The organism is Vibrio sp. 2134-1 (genome assembly GCF_033339495.1).
Map to the genome: position 1 here is coordinate 49,063 of NZ_JAWOUS010000012.1, position 21,665 is coordinate 70,727.

At 44.3% G+C, this 21,665-nt stretch carries 23 protein-coding genes; 11 read left to right on the top strand and 12 right to left on the bottom strand.

All coding sequences use genetic code 11. From position 1 onward, the window contains the following. Positions 1-148 precede the first annotated feature (148 nt). Genes R7R78_RS14395 through R7R78_RS14405 form a run of 3 tightly spaced genes read right to left on the bottom strand, consistent with a single transcriptional unit; the run spans position 149 to position 1,946 of the window. The gene (locus R7R78_RS14395; protein ID WP_042523322.1) at positions 149-505 is read right to left on the bottom strand and encodes a VOC family protein; all 357 of its coding nucleotides are present in this window, start codon (positions 503-505) and stop codon (positions 149-151) included. Between the two features lie 29 nt (positions 506-534). After that, positions 535-1,188, bottom strand: a complete 654-nt coding sequence (locus R7R78_RS14400) for an isochorismatase family protein (RefSeq protein ID WP_005389657.1) — start codon at positions 1,186-1,188, stop codon at positions 535-537. A gap of 32 nt (positions 1,189-1,220) precedes the next feature. Next, positions 1,221-1,946, bottom strand: coding sequence for an NUDIX domain-containing protein (locus tag R7R78_RS14405; RefSeq protein WP_005373953.1), 726 nt, complete (start codon positions 1,944-1,946; stop codon positions 1,221-1,223). Positions 1,947-2,244: 298 nt separating this feature from the next. Between R7R78_RS14405 and pncB the strand changes: the two genes are divergently transcribed. The 4 genes from pncB (at position 2,245) to R7R78_RS14425 (ending at position 5,918) form a co-directional block, all read left to right on the top strand. Continuing rightward, complete coding sequence (pncB, locus tag R7R78_RS14410) at positions 2,245-3,555, top strand: nicotinate phosphoribosyltransferase (protein WP_132936988.1); 1,311 nt, start codon at positions 2,245-2,247, stop codon at positions 3,553-3,555. A 320-nt stretch (positions 3,556-3,875) separates the two neighbouring features. Then, positions 3,876-4,235: a hypothetical protein gene (locus R7R78_RS14415; RefSeq protein WP_005373947.1), complete on the top strand. Its 360-nt coding sequence runs from the start codon at positions 3,876-3,878 to the stop codon at positions 4,233-4,235. A 214-nt stretch (positions 4,236-4,449) separates the two neighbouring features. Continuing rightward, positions 4,450-4,968 carry a glycine zipper 2TM domain-containing protein gene (locus tag R7R78_RS14420; RefSeq protein ID WP_005373945.1) on the top strand — a complete coding sequence of 173 codons (519 nt, stop codon included), beginning with the start codon at positions 4,450-4,452 and terminating at the stop codon, positions 4,966-4,968. Between the two features lie 170 nt (positions 4,969-5,138). Further along, complete coding sequence (locus R7R78_RS14425) at positions 5,139-5,918, top strand: class I SAM-dependent methyltransferase (protein ID WP_225473839.1); 780 nt, start codon at positions 5,139-5,141, stop codon at positions 5,916-5,918. Positions 5,919-5,981: 63 nt separating this feature from the next. Here the strand turns inward: R7R78_RS14425 and R7R78_RS14430 are convergent, their stop codons facing one another. Beyond that, complete coding sequence (locus tag R7R78_RS14430; RefSeq protein WP_005373940.1) at positions 5,982-6,863, bottom strand: DMT family transporter; 882 nt, start codon at positions 6,861-6,863, stop codon at positions 5,982-5,984. Between the two features lie 93 nt (positions 6,864-6,956). Here R7R78_RS14430 and R7R78_RS14435 point away from each other — a divergent pair, with 93 nt between their 5' ends. From R7R78_RS14435 to R7R78_RS14445, 3 genes are all read left to right on the top strand, one after another. Continuing rightward, a complete protein-coding gene (locus tag R7R78_RS14435) occupies positions 6,957-7,841 on the top strand; it encodes a LysR family transcriptional regulator (protein ID WP_005387224.1) in 885 nt (294 codons plus the stop codon). Between the two features lie 180 nt (positions 7,842-8,021). After that, positions 8,022-8,636 carry an outer membrane beta-barrel protein gene (locus R7R78_RS14440; RefSeq protein ID WP_005373936.1) on the top strand — a complete coding sequence of 205 codons (615 nt, stop codon included), beginning with the start codon at positions 8,022-8,024 and terminating at the stop codon, positions 8,634-8,636. 160 nt (positions 8,637-8,796) lie between these two features. Continuing rightward, entirely contained in the window at positions 8,797-10,464 is a 1,668-nt protein-coding gene (locus R7R78_RS14445; protein WP_171345914.1) for an ABC transporter substrate-binding protein, read from the top strand. A gap of 75 nt (positions 10,465-10,539) precedes the next feature. On the opposite strand, the gene ompV is transcribed toward R7R78_RS14445, so the two are convergent. The 4 genes from ompV to R7R78_RS14465 form a co-directional block, all read right to left on the bottom strand. Next, positions 10,540-11,316 carry an outer membrane protein OmpV gene (gene ompV, locus R7R78_RS14450; RefSeq protein ID WP_017635134.1) on the bottom strand — a complete coding sequence of 259 codons (777 nt, stop codon included), beginning with the start codon at positions 11,314-11,316 and terminating at the stop codon, positions 10,540-10,542. Positions 11,317-11,537: 221 nt separating this feature from the next. Continuing rightward, complete coding sequence (locus R7R78_RS14455) at positions 11,538-12,071, bottom strand: copper resistance protein NlpE (protein ID WP_005373930.1); 534 nt, start codon at positions 12,069-12,071, stop codon at positions 11,538-11,540. 261 nt (positions 12,072-12,332) lie between these two features. Further along, positions 12,333-13,562 carry a glycine betaine/L-proline ABC transporter ATP-binding protein gene (locus tag R7R78_RS14460; protein WP_225473841.1) on the bottom strand — a complete coding sequence of 410 codons (1,230 nt, stop codon included), beginning with the start codon at positions 13,560-13,562 and terminating at the stop codon, positions 12,333-12,335. Continuing rightward, on the bottom strand, positions 13,555-14,454 hold the full coding sequence (locus R7R78_RS14465) for an ABC transporter permease (RefSeq protein ID WP_064354518.1): 900 nt from the start codon (positions 14,452-14,454) through the stop codon (positions 13,555-13,557). Before R7R78_RS14465 ends, R7R78_RS14460 begins: the two co-directional genes overlap by 8 nt. 500 nt (positions 14,455-14,954) lie before the next feature. Between R7R78_RS14465 and R7R78_RS14470 the strand changes: the two genes are divergently transcribed. The 3 genes from R7R78_RS14470 to nqrM are packed head-to-tail and all read left to right on the top strand — an operon-like array spanning position 14,955 to position 15,953. After that, positions 14,955-15,245: a DUF134 domain-containing protein gene (locus R7R78_RS14470; RefSeq protein ID WP_005373924.1), complete on the top strand. Its 291-nt coding sequence runs from the start codon at positions 14,955-14,957 to the stop codon at positions 15,243-15,245. Continuing rightward, complete coding sequence (locus R7R78_RS14475; protein WP_025577643.1) at positions 15,242-15,742, top strand: NifB/NifX family molybdenum-iron cluster-binding protein; 501 nt, start codon at positions 15,242-15,244, stop codon at positions 15,740-15,742. Before R7R78_RS14470 ends, R7R78_RS14475 begins: the two co-directional genes overlap by 4 nt. A 1-nt stretch (position 15,743) precedes the next feature. Beyond that, entirely contained in the window at positions 15,744-15,953 is a 210-nt protein-coding gene (gene nqrM, locus R7R78_RS14480) for a (Na+)-NQR maturation NqrM (protein ID WP_017635136.1), read from the top strand. Here the strand turns inward: nqrM and R7R78_RS14485 are convergent. Then, entirely contained in the window at positions 15,931-16,743 is an 813-nt protein-coding gene (locus R7R78_RS14485; RefSeq protein ID WP_213867563.1) for an aminoglycoside phosphotransferase family protein, read from the bottom strand. The two genes, nqrM and R7R78_RS14485, sit on opposite strands and share 23 nt — an antisense overlap. Positions 16,744-16,930: 187 nt before the next feature. Between R7R78_RS14485 and R7R78_RS14490 the strand changes: the two genes are divergently transcribed. Then, on the top strand, positions 16,931-17,125 hold the full coding sequence (locus R7R78_RS14490; RefSeq protein WP_005373920.1) for a hypothetical protein: 195 nt from the start codon (positions 16,931-16,933) through the stop codon (positions 17,123-17,125). A 75-nt stretch (positions 17,126-17,200) separates the two neighbouring features. Here the strand turns inward: R7R78_RS14490 and fusA are convergent, their stop codons facing one another. The 3 genes from fusA to dgcN form a co-directional block, all read right to left on the bottom strand. Continuing rightward, a complete protein-coding gene (gene fusA / locus R7R78_RS14495) occupies positions 17,201-19,225 on the bottom strand; it encodes an elongation factor G (protein ID WP_225473843.1) in 2,025 nt (674 codons plus the stop codon). A 293-nt stretch (positions 19,226-19,518) separates the two neighbouring features. Continuing rightward, the gene (dgcA, locus tag R7R78_RS14500) at positions 19,519-20,511 is read right to left on the bottom strand and encodes an N-acetyl-D-Glu racemase DgcA (RefSeq protein WP_225473844.1); all 993 of its coding nucleotides are present in this window, start codon (positions 20,509-20,511) and stop codon (positions 19,519-19,521) included. A 50-nt stretch (positions 20,512-20,561) separates the two neighbouring features. After that, positions 20,562-21,566, bottom strand: coding sequence for an N-acetyltransferase DgcN (gene dgcN, locus R7R78_RS14505; protein ID WP_005373907.1), 1,005 nt, complete (start codon positions 21,564-21,566; stop codon positions 20,562-20,564). Positions 21,567-21,665: the final 99 nt, after the last annotated feature.

The following is a 21,665-nucleotide window of genomic DNA, read 5'->3' on the forward strand; positions in this document are numbered from 1 at the left end:
TCCTTGGTCGAGGTCTAGCGCCTCATCGATTAATTGTTGCGCTAACAGTGAATTAAACCAAGGATGAGGTCAACCAGAAATGTAATGCCAGTTCCGGATCTGGCTAGCTTGGGATCACGTTGATAGTGTGTTGTTGATTTGTGATGACTTAATGGCTCTCTGACCATACTGCGAATTCATTTCCACTCGGTTCAGTGAAGTGGAATCGACAGCCGCCGGGGAATTCGAAAATAGGGCGGATAATTTTTCCACCATGCTGCTCTACTTTTGTCTGAGTGGCCTGAATGTCTGAGCTATAAAATACTAAAAGTGCGCCACCATTTGCGGTTTGGTTTATAAACTCAGATTTGAAGAATCCGCCATCCAATCCTTGTCCTGAAAATGCAGAATATTCTGGACCATAATCGGTAAAGCTCCAGTCAAAAGCACGCTCAAAAAATTGTTTGGTCGCACTGACATTAGTGGAACCAAATTCAACGTAATTCAATTTTTCATGTTGATGCATGGTGAAATCCTTCTCGGTTACTATCGTTTCTAGGCGAACTTTTCTACGATGATGTCGTCCGCTTTTTCGACAAATAATGCGCCATTATCTCTGAGTTCTGTCAGCACATTCTCTACATTATCAGGCAGCACCGCACGAGTTGAAGCAAGATTAACTACCACATTGTAGCCAAGTTCCAGCGCTTGCATGACGGATTTTTTCACACAAAAGTCTAAGGCAAGGCCACCGATAACTAAGGTATCAATCCCGTTGAACTTTAGAAATTCATGCGCGCCTGTCGTTTTGGTGTCGGCAATATCATGGAAAAAAATACCGTAAGGGTGCGCGTCAGGATCCATACCTTTATTAACTTGAAAATCATAGTCCAACACGGGTGGTAAGCCATCTAGCAGCTCAGAACCTGTTGTGCCAAGCACACAGTGACGGTTCCACTTTATATCCACATTCGGTAAACCAACGGGCTCAAGCATATTGGCTGGCGATTCTGCATCCCATTTTGCTTTCGGTGGGTGCAAGTCACGACTGACCAGTTTTAATCGGCCTTTGGCATGATTGTTCAAAAGCTCCGGTACGATTTCCAACGCACCTGCAACGGGCAGTTCATCTGGACATAACTCACTAAAGCCTTTCTCTGGATCAACGTCGATCACTGCTGTAGTTTGATAGTTTACTCGAACAGTCATGGCAGACTCCTTGTCTGTCTGATTGTCTGCGTTTATCCACGCAAACAGTTTTGAAAAAAGGTTACTTCGTCGCTAGTCAGCGTATATACCATTGCGGGTTTTCCACCTTTGCCTTTGTTGGTTGAAGCGACTTTATTAGTGGGTTTTAGTACGCCTGAATCTATCAAGCGGCGCTTAATCGTCATTCGGCTGATATCAATACCAAACTCTTGATAAGCAGAAATGATGTCCGCAACCAAAAACTCTTTGTCTAATGCAAACAAAAGAACCGATGTGTATTCAATGGATGCACGAAGCTTTTGCCACGCTTTTTCAATGGTTTTTTGATGATCAAATGCGAGGGTTTCTTCTCCATTGAGAATAGCCTGTAGCGAAAACCATTTAAGTTGGCATTCCGGTACACCTGCATTATTTATTTGCTCTACATTGTTACGATCAACTAAGGCGTAGTGCGTAATGTTTAAGCTCCAGTCTTCTGGATCGCGCTTTGGATCACCGTCGATAAATGCTTCGCTAAAATGGCGAGGGTAGGTATGGATTTTCTCACGGCAAATTCGGCGACGCGCCGCTTCAAAGTTTTCATCGGCCGGGCGTCCGCCTTCACTGGTTAAGTCTTTATCAAAGACAAATCCGCCCGGTAGTGCCCAGACTCCATGGTATGGCCGATTTGGATTTGAACGTTTAATCAACAACACTTCCAATCCCTTATCGGCACAGCCAGATAGCCTGAATGGAATAATGTCGACAGATACGATCATGGTTGGGTCCTAATATTGATTTGTAAGTAATCTAGCGCATAACAAGTGGTCAATCAATGGGTAAGTAACGAGTTGTTAGAAACGTTTTTGGTAGTGTTCGTAATACGGTTTGAGCATAAATTTACGGATGACTCTGACTTATTCACAATGCTTGCTCGAATTCTAGACAAAAAAACCTTATAAAAATGAGTGGTTAGTAACAAAAGTTGACAAACTATAGATGGGTGTTTATTGTTTACGCAAATTAGTTAGTAACAAAAAGTTATATACCCAGGAAGGGCATGTAGAAGGGCACCTAATGACCACCAAACTATTTTCTTCCCGCATCATTCAAAGTGCTTTGGATTTCGATGTCTACAAAGTCAATATGATGAGCGCTGTAACAGCGCTTTACCCTGATGCGATGGTGTCATATAAGTTTATCGTGCGCAGTGAGGAAGACCTCTCTGAGCTTTTGCCCGAGGTAAAAGCCGAAGTCCTTAAACTGCAAGATATTCAATTTACGCAAGAAGAAATTGAATATATTAAGCGTGTCGCGCCTTACCTGAATCCTGACTTTGTTGATGCACTGCGCCATTTCCGTTTCAACCCACAAAGCGATGTCTCTTTCCATAACAAAGCCATGGCTGATGGCTCAAGCCAGTTAAGAATTACCATTAACGGTTTGTGGCGAGACACCATCTTGTACGAAACGATCATCATGAGCATCGTGTCTGAAGTTCGTAGCCGTCAGCGTTGGTCAGATATCCCTGTTGCGCAATTTACCACTGTTTTAGAAGAGAAAGTTCGACACCTAAAGTCGGAACTAAAACGTCGTAACATTACTAACTTTAAATTTTCTGACATGTCGACGCGTCGACGTTTTTCCTTTCAAGCTCAGCGCACTATGCTGGAATATTTGTGCCAGGAAGTGCCGGAATGTTTGACAGGAACAAGCAACTATCACTTAGCAAAAGAGCTGAATTTGACGCCTATCGGCACCGTTGCTCATGAATGGTTTATGGGACACCAAGCTCTGGTGAATGTGCGAGATTCGCAAAAAGTGGCGTTGCAACGTTGGCAAAAAATGTTTGATGGTGCACTAGGTATTGCGTTAACCGATACGATTGGTATCGATGCTTTCCTTAAAGACTTTGATGAAGAACTAAGTAACGCGTACTTCGGTGTACGTCACGATAGTGGTTGCCCTTATAGCTGGGGTGAAAAAATCATTGCACACTACCAGTCGCTGAATATAGACCCATTAACAAAAACACTGGTGTTTACCGACGGACTTAACTTCGAACAAGCGTTAGATATTTGCGAGTATTTCCAAGGACGTATTCAGGTGAGTTTTGGTATCGGTACTTTTCTTGCCAATGATATGGGTGATTATGTCAATAAAGATGGTGAAGCCTACCAGCCACTTTCTATCGTGATAAAAATGGTCACGTGCAATGGTTCACCGGTCGCCAAAATCAGTGACGAACCTGAGAAAGCCATGTGTGAAGATATCTTCTTTTTGATGAATCTCAAGCGCCGCTTTGAACAACCTCTTGATTTAAATGAGTGTCGTAAAATGATTGATCGTTTAGAAACTGAAGGTCAAAATTATCTCATCGACGCGTAGGCGTTATCTTCTCTCCATGATAAGCACCCTCTATCGTTACGACAAATTTATATAGGTAAACGTGGAGGGTGATTTCGTTATAGTAATATACAGAAGTAACCAGATACAGCGCAGGAAAGCACTCAAAAGTTGATGTGTTATCTGCCTTTGATAGGTGTAAATCGATACGTTACAGCATCGTGGACGGTGTATCTCATCCGACACTAAACTCAGTCTAATCACGTAGTTTATTCCCACGTACCATGAGCTCTCTCGGGTATAGACGTCTATCTGCTTTTATGACTTTGGGCTTCACGTAGTTGCTTGAATCAGGAGTCAAAATGAACCTAGTAGTACATTTGCAAAAGAAAGCGATCCGAAAATATGGCTATGAGATGGCCACTCGCCAAGCATGGAAGTGTGGTATCAAGGCAAATCTTGTAAAGCGCGTGATTGGCCTTTTTAAAGGACAAATTGTTTGTGTGGTTGAAGGTTGCCGAGCAGAGTTTTCTTCTCCTCTTAATAACCCCCTTCACGAAGATGACAAGCAGGGGCGATATGTGTTTGTTGGCGGTGTATGCTGGGAACCAAATAACATTATAGCGCCTGGTTTCCCTGATTTTATGTTTATGCACGTGCGTAATCTAAGCCACCGTCATAAGTATTTAACGGATGACGAACTATTTTTGAGCTTGGCTTAAAAATAAATCTCATAGACTAGTCCAGCCCAATCATAATCAGTAGTGATACAGTTTTAGCTCTGTTGACACGCTGCTGAGTGTTTCTTGACGTATCTTTTATAAAACAGTGTTTCTTTACTTGTTAATGACAGAGGGTTTGTTTTCGTCTGATGTGATTTCCCTTTTGCGATTTACCATAACGCTCATCAAAGCAAACCATACTGGGATGTAAATCATGAATATGAAATCTATCGCAATTGCAACGGCAGTTGTTGCTGTACTAGCAGGCTGTAAAGACAAAACGCCACCAGCTCCAACTCAAGCAAACATTACTTTGGTTGAAGCAGTGACTGAAACGGTGAAAAAGCCGCACCAAGTATGTAAAGACGTGGTAGTAACCGAGCAAGTTGCCCCTGCGGATGACAATAAAATTATTGGTACGGTTGGTGGCGCAGCAGCTGGAGCAGCGCTGGGCAACCAAATCGGTGGTGGCTCAGGTAAAGTGATTGCAACTGCAGCTGGTACGATTGCTGGTGCACTGACAGGTCGTAAGATCCAGGAGAATGTGCAAAAAGGTGATGTAGTAACAACGACGAAAAAACAGTGTCATACAGAATATACGACATCTGATAAAGTAGTGGGTTACGACGTCACTTACGAAGTTTCAGGTGCACCAACGACGGTTCGTTTGGCGAGCAAACCAGCGACAAAAACGTTCCCAATTCAAGATGGTAACGTTGTTCTACCACAATAGTTAGCGACTTAACCGAAGCGATTAACAAGCCCTTTTATCTTTGAGATGAAAGGGCTTTTTCACATAAGCGGCGTTTTCATCTGTTTTCCCATTGGAATGTGCGGCCAGAAATACCCGTTAATTTCCGCGTTCGATACAATCACTTTTCTAAAAGTACGAACGGAAAAAACATGGAAGATTTTTACCTGACCGAGCACGGTCTGGCTGGTTATTTCGAAGCTCAATGGTTCGACAAGTTCATTGAGGATCAACAGATTGAGATGATAACCAGTCGCTCAAAACAAGTCCCACTTTCTTTTTTGTCATCACCTCACTGCTCCCAAGTTGCTGATTTTATTGCGCAGGCGGTAATCGAAATCAGCGTTCAGCCGTGTTCCCTACTTGAGGTTGGGGCGGCGCTGGGAAGAAATTATTATGAGTTAGTGCAACGCTTACCTAACCTTAAAGAAGCGACGCTTGTGGAGCCTTCAAATAGGTTAATGGATGGCTTGAAGCAACTATTAATAGAAGAACAACGCGTCGAGCTTACTTACCTTCACGATGTGAACACCTTAAAGACTTTAGAGGTAGAGAATAGAGATATCGTACAGAAATGTGCTCATGTTGATTTGACGCTAATTAACCAGCCTTTTGAGCTCGATACTCTCCAATCTCGCTTTGATTTAGTCGTATGTTTAAATGTGATTGATCAATGTGAGTCGCCACTTAGCGTGATCAATGCTCTAAAAAAAACCACCAAGGTGGGGGGGCTGATCGTTGTCTCTTGCACTTATCAGTGGAACGTGAAACACATCAAAAATAAAGAAGAGGCGGTTGATGATATCAAAGAATACTTTGCTGAAGGCTGGCGTCTAGTGTCGGAAGCCGAGCATGAATATCGCATCCGGTTTAATGATCGCTTTGCAAGGCAGTTTTTATCTCACGTAGTCGCTTACGTAAAAACCGATTAGAGCCACATAAAAAAACCGAGCACTTACGGCTCGGTTTTTTAGTCTTTGGGTTAGAGCACAACTTTAAGTAACGTGCGCTTCTTGTTGCTCTTGCAACTTTTTCTTGCGACGCTCTCGTTTAGAAAGCCAAACCAGAGGCACAACAATCATAATGGTTCCTATTGCCATAAATATATCTGGCACTTCTCCAAACCAAATCAATCCCACAAACACGGCACCAATTAAGCCACTGTATTCAGCGCTAGCAATTTTGTTGCTATCGATCGAGCGGTAAGCGATGACACATGTTGCTGCATAAATCATGATGAACAAACTTGAGCCAGCAGCAACAGGGAAAGCACTCCAGTCCCAAGGTTCTGCTTCGATCAGAACAAGCAAGAAGGCTACTGGAATACCTGCCAAGTTTGTCATCAATAACGTTTGCATCACAGACTGATTTTTTGGCAGTTTTCGAATGAGCAAGTTATTGATTGCTAAAGTAATTGCAACAACTAAAGCTGAAATGGCTGCCCAATCGATTTGGTCTGGACGAATGATGACCAATACACCGGCAAAGCCCATTATCGCTGCGGCGACCGATTGCTTAGACAACTGTTCTCCAAAAAAGATTGCTGCAAGCGGCAACATGATCAATGGCGCGGCGTAAAAGATCGCATTCGCAGTTGCGAGCGGTAAAGATGAGATCGCCAAAACCATGAATATTGCACCAAGTAACCATACGTGAGCGCGAACAGCATGCCACTTAAACCCTTCAAGAAAAGGCGCATTTTTTGTTAGCAGGTAGACTGGCAGCAGGAAAAGCACCGCTGATATTTGTCGGAAAAAGACAAATTGAAAAATAGGCACTTCATTTCCGACACTTTTAATTAAAGAGTCCGAAAGCACCGCAATGAGATTTCCAACAATTAATAGCAGCATCGCTGCTCCGACCGATGTAACTTTCACTTTTTCCTCTCCTCTTTCTTTGCCAAAGAGTAGGTGATGTCATAGGATGAAGTGAAGTGATATTTATTAGTTTAAGTATGAGATTTTTAGATAATGAAATTGCCACCACTCAGAGCGGTTCACTGTTTTGAATCTGTTGCCAGAAACTCTAGCTTTTCGCTTGCTGCTGAAGAACTCAATGTGACGCAAAGTGCCGTTAGTCACCAGATACGACTATTAGAAGATTATTTGGGTGAATCATTATTTATCCGTCAAGGCAGAAAGCTCTCTTTGTCCGATACGGGCACCCGCTATTTAGAGGATATTAGCCCAGCAATTAGCTCAATTGCGATGGCCAGCCAAAAGGTGCGAGAAGGGGACAAAGGCAGCATACGGTTGGCGATTTATAGCTCGCTTGCCGTAAAGTGGCTTATTCCTCGTTTGTCTGATTTTAAGCGCTTACATCCAGAAATCGATCTGACACTCAATATGGTCGTTGGTGATCCTGAACAGACAGACAGCGTTGGCGATTGTTTTATCACGGTAGAAAAGCCAAAGCGAAACTACATGTCGGTAAAGTTATACGCGGAGACGCTGTATCCGGTCTGCAGCCATAAAATTTGGAAAGAGTTGCAAGATCAACCGATTCCAGAAGCGCTTTGGCGATACCCTATTTTGTCGACAGACTCAATTTATCGTGAGAGAGGAAAAGACTGGGCTGAGTGGTGCAGAGCGGGCGGTTACACCTTGCCGAAAGATGTCGATGTTCAACATTTTAGTCATATGTTGTTGGCAATAGAGGCGGCGCGTTATGACCAAGGCATCGCATTTGCGAATGATTTTATGCTTAATGAAAGAGATAAAGCGCACGATTTGGTGTATATCCCTTCTCATGGATTGGAAACCGGCGACAGCTTTTATTTTATTCATAAAAAGAGTCGAGCCAAGCAAGCGGAAATCATCAAGCTCACTAACTGGTTGAAGCAGCAATGCTTGTGAAATGACTAAATTGTCAAAATTAAGAAAGAAAGTGGCAAAGTTGTGTCTAAATATTTCATGTTTTATTGAGTTTTTATTCATTAACATCCACTTGGTTTTGAAACCAAGTGAAATGGACAGCATGGCATGCTTAAGGATGGGCAAAACACAACCTCAATAATTAACAGGCAGTGAAATACAATGTTTAAAAAAACATGGCTAATGACAGCCCTTCTAGCAACATGTTCTGTTGCAAACGCAGCTCCTTACGTTGGTGCATCTGTAGGTCAAGCATCGTTTGGTGATGTTAATGGCTCTATCAATGGTGGTGGTACTAACGCTAGCACTAAACTTAAACTTGAAGATGACTCAAGCCTTTCAGGCAAAGTATTCGGTGGTTACAAATTCAACGAATACATTTCTCTAGAAGCAGCCATTGGTGGCTACGATGCTTTAGACGGCAAAGTTGTTACTGTTGGTGACATGAAGTATCTATCGATTCAGCCAAAAGCGACTCTACCGATTGGCGATCGTTTCAACCTTTTTGCTAAAGCTGGTCTTTCTTACTTCAATGCTGAATTCAAAATTAGCAACTCTGTGATTGACGGTAGCGCAGGCCATACCACCATTTCTGACAGCACTGTAACAGGCATGTACGGTTTAGGCGCAGAGTTCGCTATTACTGAAAACTTTGCTCTACAAGTTGAATGGGAATACATGATGCCTGAGCTAGACATTGCGAAATTTGGCAATGAAAAAGTAACGGTTGATGCAGACATCAATGTGTTCTCTGTAGGTATGAGCTACCGTTTCTAAGAATACTTATTCAAGTTACCTCTTGGCTTAGTAAACGTTTTTGACTTCTGTTGGTCGAGCTGAGTCCAAGCTTTGAATTTGTTTAGATATAGCACAGGAAGTTTAGTTGCTAAGCGTCCTGTGCTATTTTTTTGCTTTGGAATAACTCTTAGGAATCTTTGTGAACGATGTCAATCTTAGGTATCTGGATCTACTGTTAAAGCACTTTGAACCTCACCAGTATCACCTTGTTACGCTTTCTGAGCTAGAAGCGGTGATTTGCACGTCGAGGCGCAATGTTTCTATTGTGATGAAAAAGCTTGCCACTTACGATTGGGTCGATTGGCAACCTGCGATTGGCCGAAGTAACGCTAGCCGTCTCAGTATTAATATTTCCCTCCAGCAAGCGATGACCGAGTTTTTGGTTGAGGAGCTTGGCAGAGGAAGAATGAACTCAATAACGAAACTTATTGATTGGTTCGGTCAAACCGCGGTTAGAGCACTGACTATCGCTTCTGAAAAAGTGAATCGATTGAACGAATCAAATAACGCTATTTTGATTTCTTCTTACCCTTGGGTATCCAAAATCGACCCTGCGAATACTTACCGTCACACTGAATTACACGTCGCGAAAAGCGTTTATGACGTATTGCTGACCCAAAATTCCAATGGTGGTATCGAGCCATCGTTAGCACACGAATGGAAAATGGAAGGCAAGGTAATTACGTTATGGTTGCGGCCAGGCATATATCGCCATGATGGCGAGCCCCTTAATATACAGGATGTGGTTTGGAGTATAGAAAGACTCAGGGAGATAAAAGGACCAGTTCACGAGCTCTGGCAATGCATTGATAGCGTGGTTGCAGAAACATCTAACTGCTTAAAAATCATATTGAAGTATCCGAACAAGTTGTTTCCATACATGCTAGCAACTCCTCATGCGTCTATTCTGTGTCGAGATGTCGTCTCTTTCGGTTCTAGTTATTCCTACCACATAGGGACTGGGCCATTTAAAATCAGCGGCTGGAACCAGGAGAGTATGACTCTTGAAGCGCACAAAGAGTATTTTTCAGCACGCGCATTGTTAGATCAAATAACGCTGTCTCATGGTGATGTTAAAACCTTAAATATGTTGAGCTTTAACCAAAGCTCCGATCACGTTGAAGTGGAAAAAATTAGCGCATTTTCATATTTGACCTACCGCGAACGCGCGGAATCCCAACTCACAAAAGAGACTTGGTATCAACTCGCTGATTACATCCATGTGCAAAAGCGAATTTATGATGCGCCAAGTGCCGTTGACAGCATTCAGTTAGAGACTCATGAGCAAGATTTATCAATAACAGATGGTGTTGTGATACCTAAACTGAAAGGTAAAGTGGTATTAGCTGAACCTGTCTGGACGATACCGAGTCTAATTCGCCATTCCGAATGGTTGCACAGTGTGATTCGTGCAACGGGATTAGAGTTGGAGATCGTCGTTATTGATGACATTAGTTTTCCTGAGGTAGTGTCTCACCAAGCAGACTTGCTCTTCATTGAGGAAGTCATGGAAGCACCATTTGAATATGGCATCTTCGAATGGCTGTCGATAGCAACTGGACTGCGTTTTAGTTTTGATCAAAGCCAGATGTTAAGCCACAGAGAAAAGGTTCGCAGGGCGATGGCTGATGATCACTCGCTACAGTCTTTATTAAACCTAGAGAAAGCGCTGCGCGATCAGTACCTATATTTGCCTTTGTTTGTTGGCTACGAAGAAGTGACAAAAACACAGCAAGTGCGAGGTGTGCAGGTGAAGAATACAGGCTATAGCGATTTACATAGGTTATGGATTGCTCATTCACACTAACGTCTGTGTGCAAGATGATGCAAATGTCCAACGCATAAAGCCATCGAAATGATGGCTTTATAAGGGCGTATCGGATTAGAAGTTGTACGACACACTTGCGCCAACAACCCATTGGTTTGCGCTATCAACGATAGAAGAGTCGCTGATACCGCTGCCTAGGCGCGTGTATTGTGTCATTTGGCTTACTTGCCAGTTGTCGTTGATTGGCATAACAAGTTTGTAGCCCACACCATAGCTTACCGTTGAATCACCTTTGTATGCTTTGCGGTTTGCGTTTGCTTCGCGTTGTTTTACACCAAAGTAATAATCTACGTAGTCTTCACTTTGATAAGTTAGGTTAGCAAAAGGAACAAAATCAACACTACCGAATTTCATGATGTGGAAGTAAGTCGCGCCCGCTAAGTAACCTTTGTAAGCACCACTGATATCGTGCTGAAGGTACGTAGAAATGACGTTGTTTTGATCCAGTGTAAAGTCTGCGTTTAAACCTAGATCGACGGCGAAACGGCGTTTATCTGTGCCTTTTAGGCTTTTCGCTGTATCACCGTCGCGCATTACACCGCTACCTACAAGGTAGGCACTCATGTTGATTAACTCATTGGTGTTACCGAAGAAGCGGTAGTTAATGCCACTTAGGTCGGCATTAAAGTCGTCACCATGGTAACCACCGTTGAGAATTGGTGCTGTATTATGCTTTTGATCTTTGAAAAGATCGCTGCCTTGAGCCACACCAGCTTCTACGTTCCAACCGCCTTCGTTGTTGTAGATGTTACCGTTACGAATGTAAGTATCGCCAGCGAAAGCTGAGCCAGCAGCTGTCAAAGTAAGTAGTGCAATTAATGTTTTTTTCATCATTTTTCCGAGTTGTTCTGTTTTGTTTTGAACACTGTACAAAATGATGTTGTAAGCATCTATCGGCAAAGCGTATGGAAATGTAATGAACAATCAGGGTAAGAAGCAGAATGTTGCTTCAGAATAGAAAGGTTGCTGGAATAGCTTTCGTTAAAATAACGAAAAATCCGAGCTGGGGTGGCTCGGATTTGAGGTATTTATCAGGTATTGATACTAACTTCTTACTGTTTCGTTAAGTTGTATAGTGGTGCTAGGTCACCCGTTACTTTTTCGCCATTCATGTCTAGCTTCATAAGTACGTTTTCACCAACAAAGTATTGGTTTGGTGCATCTTCATTTGTCAACGTTACGATGCTGCCATTTGCGTCCCAAGTGAATTGACCTTCAGATTTTGATTGACCGTCTTCTTTGTCTTGGTAGCTTTCTTCAAGTACGTAAGTGCCATCTTGATTTAGTGTGATTGTCATATCGATACCAGCACAATCCGCGCAAGGTAGTGTTCCTTTGTAGGTGCCGTTCCAGTCCAGAGCACTTTGTGCGTTGTGTTCAGAGTCTACAAATGTCTCTTCAGTAATTACCTGTTCTTCTTCTACTGGTAACGTGTCAATTGTCTCAGTCGTAACGTCTGCACTGGTGGTGACTTCAGTTTCCGTTGCCTGAGGTACTTCAACTGCGCTTGTTTCGGCAGGTTTCTCATCTTGACAGCCTGCAAGAATGATTACCGCGCCTGTTAGTGCCAACATTGTCTTTTTCATTTTATCCCTCTTTAAATCAAGATTTTGTATGAGAGTAATAGTAGACATTTATCGAGGATTTGCGTCATCAAAAAGCAATAGAATGATCTAACTATGTCAATAAAACCGGATATGAGCATGAAATTGTCAGGAAAATCAGAACAATGTAAATGTTGCTTTGGGTATCAAGCTTGAGCCCACAGACAAATATCTAAAAAGGGGAGTGGGAGCGAGTTAATTGATAACAGCCCACATTATTGTGAGTTGTATTATCAACATCATCTAAGAAACGTTATTGAAGCTTGAGCGTGAAGTGCCTCGTTTTGTGCTTCGTTGATCAGAAAACAGCTCCGCAATAACCTGACGATTTAATTCGCCTTTCAAATTGCCGTGCTTATCGATGACGGGCAGTGAATATTCACACGACATGACTTCAGTCAGCACTTGCTCAATGGCTAAATGTGGAGAGATGATAGGCACCTCTTCATAGATATCATCACGCCAATCTGATAGGTGAGTTAACTTCGCTGCGTTTAGCAATCCTTGCTGTGTTATCACGCCTTGATAGCCTGCATTGGTCTCATGGTAGGCATAATCACGTTTAACACGTTTCATTTCACTCAGCGCATCTTCAATGGTTTCAGCGCGAACACAGTACGAAGGTGGCTGCATCAGCGTTTCGATCGTCAGTGCTCGCGCTCTATTGACGTCTTTTACAAAGGCTTCAACGTACTCATCGGCAGGATGCAGTAAGATTTCGTCCGGTGAACCTTGTTGGACAAGTTCACCGTCTTTAAGTATCGCGATGCGATCGCCAAGTCGAAGCGCTTCATCTAAATCATGAGTAATGAAAATAATGGTTTTGTGCAGCTTCTGTTGCAGCTCTACCAACTGATCTTGCATTTCGCTCCGAATCAGAGGGTCCAATGCTGAGAAAGCCTCGTCCATCAACAGTATTTCGGCGTCGGTAGCCAGTGCCCGTGCAAGGCCCACACGCTGTTGCTGTCCACCCGATAGTTGAGCAGGATACTGGTGCTCATAACCCGTCAGTCCAACGGTTTCTAACCATTCATTTGCTTTTTCTAAGCGCGCCTCTTTATTTATTCCCTGAACTTCTAAACCATATGCGATGTTGTCGATAACAGTGCGATGAGGCAGCAAGCCAAAGCGTTGGAACACCATAGACATCTTGTGACGGCGAAACTGTTCAAGCTCTTTGTTAGAAAGTTGCATGACATCCACCCCTTCTACCAAAATCTGCCCCATGGTTGGATCGATTAATCGGTTGAAGTGGCGAATCATGGTGGATTTTCCAGAACCGGATAATCCCATAATGACAAAAATTTCACCCTTTTGAATTTGCAGGTTGATGTCTTTTAGTCCGACCGTGTGGCCCGTTTCCGCTAAAACCTGCTCTTTACTATGTCCCAACTTAACGCGCTCAATCACGCTATTGGGCTTGGGGCCGAAGATTTTATACAGACCGCTGATTTCGATAAGTGGACTAGTCATGTTTTGAGTCTCCTAAATGAGCTTGAGTGCGTTTCGCATACGCTTGTGAAGCACGATCAAAAAGGATTGCTAGGGCGACAATTGCTAAACCATTGAGAAGACCAAGAGTGAAATATTGATTGGTAATAGACTTTAGAACAGGCTGACCTAAACCTTTTACCCCAATCATTGATGCGATGACCACCATTGACAGTGCCATCATGATCGTTTGGTTAATTCCCGCCATGATGGTTGGCATTGCAAGCGGAAGCTGAACCCCAAAAAGCCGTTGCCGAGTGCTGGCACCAAATGCGGTTGCGGCTTCCAATACTTCTTTGTCAACTAGACGAATGCCCAAATTGGTTAAACGAATAACCGGTGGAATCGCGTAGATCACTACTGCGATAAGGCCAGGAATTTTCCCGATGCCCAATAACATCACAACTGGAATGAGATACACAAATGCCGGCATGGTTTGCATGACGTCGAGTAATGGTGTTACCACCGACTGAATGCGATTAGAGCGCGCCATAGCGATGCCGATAGGGATACCAAGTGCGATGGCAAGCATAGTACATACAGTGATGATACTGAGCGTACGCATAGTGTCTTCCCACATTCCAAAATAGCCAATCAGAATCAGCGAACCAAAACATGCAGCGGCCAGTTTCCAAGAGCGGCTGGCGGCATAAACGAGAGTGGTGCAGACACCTAAAATAATGAACCAAGGTGTAGAAATCAGAAGTTTTTCAAACCAGACAAGAAACGAAAGGAGCGGATCAAACAGAGACTCAATGAGTTCACCATACTCGCGAGAGAAATCTCTGTAGGCGCCGTCGAGTGTTTTGCGAATCGCCCTGAGATCAGAGGCATCCATTTCCGGGAATTCGCTGAGCCAATTTGAGTCAGACATATGTACTTCCTTTTTCTGATATACCTAAGCGCTTTCAAGAAACTTAATTTGGCAAGAAGAGTAGGGCACCTAGGCCAAGTAATGGTCGTTCGACAGGTTCTGTATCGAACGTATTACCCTTTAAGCTCAGACCAATGTTGTCAAACTTCTCTTTTTCGTTCCTTAGGTATACATCCTTTTAAATAAAACAATCATTAGTGTTCAAACTAATGATTTGCTTGGATTATAGTTTTTCTTCTTCAATAAAATGAACACATTAGCGTGTATTTGTATGAAAAATCTGCGCAAACTAACGTTTTTATTATCCGGTTAATTAGAATTGATCTTTTTGTTCGTTTGTCATCAAAATTCCTAAATTATTAGATGTCTAATTAATGTTGATGTATTACGTATTTGTCGTGTTGATTTTTGCAAACTTAGTTTATTGGCATATGCTAAAAATGTTATTGGCATATGCCAGTTTAAGGCGTAATTTGACTCTGTGTTTTTGAGGGACAATGATGGCAAGACCAAAGATAGAAAGACGAATATGCGGACGTGCGGCTCACCATTGCTTTAAGCCCAATGGCATTCCATTTAATCAGTTGGAGCAAGTCGCCATATTACCAGAAGAGTTAGAAGCGCTACGTTTAGCCGACTTAGAGGGGCTTAGCCAGCAGCAAGCTGCGGAGCAGATGGGCGTTTCCAGACAAACTTTTGGTAACACAGTAAAAAGTGCAAGATTGAAAGTCGCAAAAAGTTTAGTTGAAGGTCATGCATTAGTTTTTCCGAATGAGGAGTCAAACTTATGATTTATGCTATTCCTAATGATGGTGAGCGGGTGGCAAACCACTTTGTAAAAGCACCATACATCGCTATTTATTCTGATACTGACGGAATGCTTAAAAACCTAGCGAACATTGCTTCTATGCCACAAGCTGGTTGTAATGCGAAGTCTCAGTTGATTCAGTCTCTACAAGGGTACAATGTGGATGCTGTTCTTGTGCGAAATATCGGTGAACGTGTATTGGCAAAGCTACTTAGCAGTGGTACGCCAGTATTTAGGCTGTCTACTCGTAGTTCCTTGGAAGATGTGCTTGCGGTTCCAAGAGAGCCTTTGATTGAGCCCTCTCAAGGACGCCCATCAAACAATCATAAGAAAAGTGTTCACAAACAAAAAGGTGGCTGCGGCTCCTGTGGTGGCCCAAAATCAAAACCCTCCTTGTTGGCAAGACCTAAAGCGCTACTCAAAGCAACATCTAGCCCTGCTATACTTAAGCTAGAGTCGATGGCTAATAAGGCAGGTTAATATGGTTTGGTTATTTACCTTTCTTGGTTTTCTCGCAATCATTTTGTTGATGTCACTTGGCGTCATTTTTCACAACAAGCGCATTCAAGGGAGTTGTGGTGGTTTGAATAATGTCGGCGTTGACAAGGTGTGCAATTGTGAAACCTCATGCGCAGAACCTGAAAGGCGTTTATATCAAATCTCAGAGCCTAACTCATCACCTGAGCGCTAAGGCTTTTGGCCCATTGCGGCAAGGTTTGCCGAAACCAGTCCAAATATTTGCTGGTCTGCGGATTCTCTCTGGAGACCAGTATGTTGACTACCTCGACAACGATCCACGCTTTTGCTAGTCCGATATCGCGCGCCAATTCTGTTGTTTCACCTTTCTCTGCGCACTCTATATACTTGCCTGCTACGTTCAAGTAATCATCAAATGTGCCCATGCCCTCGATGAGCGGCGCTAAATCTATCGCGACATGCCCTGTAGAAAAGCGTTCCCAGTCGAACAGCACCAGCTCGCCATTTTCGCGCTGTCCCCAGTTTCCAGCATTCGAGTCTCCGGAGATCAAGTTCTGTCCATCGAAAAGATGCGCCGATCGTTGTTGGAGGTTGTGGAAGAACTGCTCTGTCTCTGAGCCCAGTTCAAGTGTAGCGAGTGCTTGTTGAGTCGCTTGTGGTGTCCACTGGTGGCGGTGATAAACACCATCTGATGTTGGTGGAAGTTGGTGCAGTTTGACGAGTTGTTCAATGACTCGATCATCTTCAAGTAAGAATGCTTGCTCGACTGCGTGGGGAACGTATTCAATGTGCAGAACGTTTTTCTGGTCGTCGAATTGAATCAAGCGCGGTACGTGTATTCCAAGCGCGTTAAACTGTTCGGCATAGCGTTGATAAAACGCGACTTCTATTTGAGTAGGGTTACGTTTTTCTATTACTTGGACGCCATCTTTTTCGATGAGAAAAACTTTGGCACTGCCCATTTGGTTGAGTTCTTGCTGCGACACCGGACTTCCTGTCTTCATGTAGAGAGAGCTCACCTTAATCGCTGCACTCACGTTTGCCAATAGCCACGACAAAGTGCCTCAAAAATATTAAATGCAACTGTTTAAATATGATTTTGTCGTTGGTGTCTAAATTTTACACAGTTACGCCTGTACTCCGATAAATTCGTTCTACGCTTACTATTCGTCTTAATAAAGGAGAACCAAAATGGCTGTAATGAAGCAGGATATTCCAAATCGTGTAACGGTTTACCATGACAATATCGATCAAGAACAAGAGCTGAAAAATGCGATGCTGCCAGAGAAACCGCGCTACTTTAACGGTGCTCCGACTTACAAAGCGAACAGCATCGAAGAGTTTGAAAGCAAAATCAGTCAGATAGGTTTGTCTCTCGATAAATAATTTTTCTTTTACCTAAAAGCGCCCTCAAAATGAGGGCGCTTTTTTGTTTATGTGATTGATTTGAATCTTAGGGAATTAACCTTGTTGTGTACTGCCTTGGCAGACCTGTTTTTGCACTGCTGGTGGCGCAGGCTCGTAATGGCTTAAGGTCATACTAAAGCTGCCTTCACCACCAGTGATAGAGCGTAATCGACGAGCGTAATCTTGCAGCTCGTTTACAGGTGACTTGGCTCTGAGTAAGGTGAAGCTGCTGTCGATTGGCTCGGTGCCTTCGATTAAGCCTCGGTTTCCAGATAAATCTCCAGAAACATCGCCAACGTTCGCGGTTGGGATGTGCAGTTCCATCTGGACAATGGGTTCTAGCACAATAGGATCTGCGTTGTTAATCGCATCTAAAAAGGCTTTCTTACCTGCGATGACAAACGCAATTTCTTTCGAATCGACGGAGTGATATTTACCGTCATAAACGGTGACTTCCACATCCTTAATTGGGTTGCCAGAAATCGCGCCTTCCTCTAACGCTTGCAAAATACCTTTTTCAACAGCAGGAATGAGCGCGGTTGGAATGGCGCCACCCACTACTTTGTTGATGAACTTAAATCCGGCACCACGTTCGAGTGGACGAACCTTCAATTGCACTTCACCAAACTGGCCTGCACCGCCACTTTGTTTTTTGTGTCGATAATGCCCTTCGGCAGGTTTGGTGATGGTTTCAAAGTATTCGACGCTTGGTTGGCAGGTTTCGACGTCCAGTTTGTACACGTTCGCCATCTTTTCTAATGCGACTTTGAGGTGAAACTCCCCTTGGCCGCTGATGATGGTTTCGTTGGTGCGAGCGCGATGTTCGATGCGCAGAGAAGGGTCTTCACTGGCAATTTTATTCAGCACATCTCCTAATTTTTGCTCATCTCCACGCTTAAGAGGCTTCAAGCACAAAGAATACATGGAGTCAGGAAGGTCCAACGTTTTGAGTTGAACTCCATCTTCTTCGTGAGAGTCATGAACGATTGAATCGAATTCGAGATCATCCACTTTGGCTAAAACGCAGAAGTCGCCTGCAAGCGCGCGAGGGATCTCGGTTCTATCTTTGCCCTGCAGTTGATATAAGTGCCCAACTTTAAATGCCTTGTTGCTTTCGCCAATATAAAGCAGGCTGCCCGCATTGATTTCACCCTGATACACACGTAAGTAGGCAAGTTTTCCCATATATGGGTCGACGCTGACTTTGTACACGTGTGCGACGGTGTGCTCTAAGGTTTCGCAATTTACTTTGATTTTTTTGCCGTTCTTTTCCAGTAGAGGAGGGTTACCCTCGTTTGGCATGGGCATGATCTCCGCCAAGGTGCGCAGCAGCAACTCGACGCCCACGCCGGTTTGTGCTGAGACAAAACAGACCGGAATCACATGTCCAGTTCTCAGTGCTTCTTCAAACGGATCATGCAGTTGCTCTGCGGTGAGTTCGGAGCCTTGTTCCAGATACAGTTCCATCAGTTCTTCATAGACTTCGATGACTTGGTCAATTAAGGTCTCATGAGCTTCATCTACCGTTGCAAGTAAGGTTTCTCGTCCCAATTCTGGTTCGAAATAGCAGTCAACTACAGATTCCCCGTCAGCCGAAGGTAAGTTGATCGGCAAGCAGTGGTCACCAAAATGCTCAACGATGTTCTCCATCAATCTTTCTAACTGATTACCGTGGTTATCGAGCTTATTGATGATGATCATCTGACATTTTTGCTGCTCTTTAGCAAAGGTGAATAAGCGATCGGAAGTTTGGTTTAGTGGGGTTTGAGGGTCGATGACAAGGGCAGATGTTTCAACGGCAGGAAAAACGCTGATAGTACGGCCAAGTAACTCGTTTTGTCCCGGAGTGTCGATGATATTGAGCCGGTGTTTATTCCAGCGCAGTGCGACTGGCGTTGCTTCAATACTGTGTTGATATTGGATGGATTGAGGGTCGAAGTCGGTAACGGTATCGCCTTTTTCTACGCTGCCTAAATGGTGCGTGGCATCGCAGGTGAAGAGCAGTTTTTCTATCAGCGTGGTTTTACCGGTCCCGGTTTGGCCGACAAAAGCGATATTGCGTATTTTGTTGATAGGCATAGAGCCTCCTTGCAAGATGGCGTGAAAAACCTACGAATTGCTAGGAAGTGGGTTGTTATAGAAACCCACGCACTGCATTGGAGTAGGGCGGGATTACCGCCCATTCGTTTTCCACGTCATTTTCCGGATGACTCGATGCATAAGACCACCTTCTTGGACTACTGGAATCTTAGCATGCCTCAATAACCATATAATTTATGTGACTTATTTCATGATGGGGCTGATTGTCTTTTAATCGAGATCATAAACTCAGAGGTTCTGACTTTTGGAGCAAAACCTCTGGATTGTTTAGGCTATTTGGAAAGAACGATTTCGCCGTCGCAATAAACCAAGCTTGGCGTTACATCTTGTCCGAGCAGCACCGGGCCATCAAGATCGACAACGCTTGCCTGAGCTGCAATAGGTAACGCGGCTCGCATCGCCAGCGACGTCCCCAACATACAACCGGACATGAGGCTAAAACCGAGTTTTTGGGCGTCGTCGGCTAATAATAGTGCTTCAGTGAGCCCGCCAGTTTTATCTAGCTTAATATTCACCATTTCATATTTGCCAACCAACTGATGCAATTGCTCTCTGGTGTGACAACTTTCATCGGCGCAAAGTGGAATGGGGTGCGGAATGCTGGCGAGTACGTCATCGCAGTCTTGTGGCAACGGTTGTTCGATCATGGTGATGTCTAGCGGTTCGAGTTGAGCAAATACCGTCGCGAGGTCGAGGCCTTGCCATGCTTCATTCGCATCTAAAACAATTTGCGCGTGCGGCGCAGCATCGCGTACTGCTGCAACGCGATCAAGTACGTGTTCACCATCCAGTTTTACCTTTAGCAGTTTTGCGCCTTGACTAACGTAAGCTTGCGCCTGTTTGGCCATCGCTTGCGGCGTGTCGATAGAAACCGTCATCGCCGTCACAATCGCCTCTGGTAACGCAAAGAGGTCGTTAACCTGCTGCTTGTGGCTCAAAAGCGCGTGAAGATGCCAAAGGGCGCAATCCAATGCATTTCTTGCCGCCCCCGCGGGCAATAACGATTGAAGCTGGCTTTTGAGAACCATGACATCAGCTTCGCCTTTGGCATACAAACTTTGCAGTTCATGTGCGGCGTGAGAAATCGCCTTAATCACCGATTCAACCGATTCACCATAACGAGGGTATGGCGTGCATTCACCTTGGGCGGTCATGCCTCGATGTTCAATTGTCACTCGGACTACGTGGCACTCTGTCCGACTGCCGCGAGAGATGCGAAATGGTGTCGCCATGGCAATCGTGACAGGTTCTACATGAATTTTCATCTCACTAGTTTTCCCTAAACCGCAGTTATTTTCTAAACCGTAAATGTTTCTTAAATCGTAAGGAGCCTATCTGCAACCGCATCAACGCCAAAACGTACAGGGTCGGTGACGGGCACTTGGTATTTGTCGCTCCAATCCTGGCATAACTGGGCAGCATCTTCTTCGCTGAGCGCCGAAGTGTTTAAGCAAATACCCACTAATTGAGCGTTTGGATTTGTTAGGCGAGCAGCGGCCAGATTCGCTTCTATCGTTTGTTCAATGGTTGGCAAGCTCGCATGTGGTAAGTTGCGGATGTGCGGGCGACCAATCTCATGGCACAGTATCAGAGCGTCAGCTTGTGCGCCGTGAAGTAAGCCCAAACTTACGCCAGCAAACGAAGGGTTAAATAACGAACCTTGCCCTTCGATGATGTCCCAATCGTGATCGGTGAACTCAGGGCTGATCGTTTCTACTGCGCCGGAGATAAAATCGGCAACTACGGCATCAATTGAAATGCCACTGCCTGCGATGAGAATTCCAGTTTGACCCGTTGCTTTGAACTCTGCGCGACAGTTTTTACGCTTTAATGTGTGCTCAATGGCGAGGGCAGAGTACATTTTGCCAACGGAGCAATCTGTTCCTACAGTAAGTACTCGCTTGCCTGCGCGAGCTTTGCCATTGCCGACCTTGAGCGGGGCATCATAATGGCGAACATCATACAGTTTGGTTAATCCGCGTTGTTCTAGATCGGCAAGAGGAGAAAGTTCCGCCAAACGTTGGTGCATGCCCGATGCAATTTCAAATCCCATCTCTGCCGCTTCAAGTAAGGTTGCTTGCCAAGCTTCGGGAATGACGCCTCCTGGATTTGCCGTGCCGAGCACCAGCGTTTTTGCTCCTTGCTGCTGCGCTTGTTGTAGTGTCATGTCGGTTAAACCAAGCGATACGGTTTCTGGCGTCAGGCGGATTTGGCCAAGACAAATCTCAGGTCGCCATTGGTATATGCCACGCGCGGTTTTTGCTGCGAGTGGATCGGTTACATCGCCAAGAAAGAGTAGGTAAGGTTGAGCAATTTGCATGATGGTTCCCTTCGTCATCGTTATTGCTCATTAATGTAGCCAGACTGATTTAGGAAACCGAATGCTTATTTGTTAGGCAGGTATAACTTCAGGTTATAC

Excerpts from the sequence above, each read along its gene's own strand:
- R7R78_RS14465 (WP_064354518.1), bottom strand. The coding sequence starts at position 14,454 with ATGTCTGACTCAAATTGGCTCAGCGAATTCCCGGAAATGGATGCCTCT.
- ompV (WP_017635134.1), bottom strand. The coding sequence starts at position 11,316 with ATGAAAAAAACATTAATTGCACTACTTACTTTGACAGCTGCTGGCTCA.
- nqrM (WP_017635136.1), top strand. The coding sequence starts at position 15,744 with ATGGTTTGGTTATTTACCTTTCTTGGTTTTCTCGCAATCATTTTGTTG.
- R7R78_RS14400 (WP_005389657.1), bottom strand. The coding sequence starts at position 1,188 with ATGACTGTTCGAGTAAACTATCAAACTACAGCAGTGATCGACGTTGAT.
- R7R78_RS14420 (WP_005373945.1), top strand. The coding sequence starts at position 4,450 with ATGAATATGAAATCTATCGCAATTGCAACGGCAGTTGTTGCTGTACTA.
- R7R78_RS14405 (WP_005373953.1), bottom strand. The coding sequence starts at position 1,946 with ATGATCGTATCTGTCGACATTATTCCATTCAGGCTATCTGGCTGTGCC.
- R7R78_RS14435 (WP_005387224.1), top strand. The coding sequence starts at position 6,957 with ATGAAATTGCCACCACTCAGAGCGGTTCACTGTTTTGAATCTGTTGCC.
- R7R78_RS14425 (WP_225473839.1), top strand. The coding sequence starts at position 5,139 with ATGGAAGATTTTTACCTGACCGAGCACGGTCTGGCTGGTTATTTCGAA.
- R7R78_RS14415 (WP_005373947.1), top strand. The coding sequence starts at position 3,876 with ATGAACCTAGTAGTACATTTGCAAAAGAAAGCGATCCGAAAATATGGC.
- R7R78_RS14485 (WP_213867563.1), bottom strand. The coding sequence starts at position 16,743 with ATGAAGACAGGAAGTCCGGTGTCGCAGCAAGAACTCAACCAAATGGGC.
- R7R78_RS14460 (WP_225473841.1), bottom strand. The coding sequence starts at position 13,562 with ATGACTAGTCCACTTATCGAAATCAGCGGTCTGTATAAAATCTTCGGC.
- R7R78_RS14470 (WP_005373924.1), top strand. The coding sequence starts at position 14,955 with ATGGCAAGACCAAAGATAGAAAGACGAATATGCGGACGTGCGGCTCAC.
- R7R78_RS14475 (WP_025577643.1), top strand. The coding sequence starts at position 15,242 with ATGATTTATGCTATTCCTAATGATGGTGAGCGGGTGGCAAACCACTTT.
- dgcA (WP_225473844.1), bottom strand. The coding sequence starts at position 20,511 with ATGAAAATTCATGTAGAACCTGTCACGATTGCCATGGCGACACCATTT.
- R7R78_RS14440 (WP_005373936.1), top strand. The coding sequence starts at position 8,022 with ATGTTTAAAAAAACATGGCTAATGACAGCCCTTCTAGCAACATGTTCT.
- R7R78_RS14395 (WP_042523322.1), bottom strand. The coding sequence starts at position 505 with ATGCATCAACATGAAAAATTGAATTACGTTGAATTTGGTTCCACTAAT.
- pncB (WP_132936988.1), top strand. The coding sequence starts at position 2,245 with ATGACCACCAAACTATTTTCTTCCCGCATCATTCAAAGTGCTTTGGAT.
- fusA (WP_225473843.1), bottom strand. The coding sequence starts at position 19,225 with ATGCCTATCAACAAAATACGCAATATCGCTTTTGTCGGCCAAACCGGG.
- R7R78_RS14455 (WP_005373930.1), bottom strand. The coding sequence starts at position 12,071 with ATGAAAAAGACAATGTTGGCACTAACAGGCGCGGTAATCATTCTTGCA.
- R7R78_RS14490 (WP_005373920.1), top strand. The coding sequence starts at position 16,931 with ATGGCTGTAATGAAGCAGGATATTCCAAATCGTGTAACGGTTTACCAT.
- dgcN (WP_005373907.1), bottom strand. The coding sequence starts at position 21,566 with ATGCAAATTGCTCAACCTTACCTACTCTTTCTTGGCGATGTAACCGAT.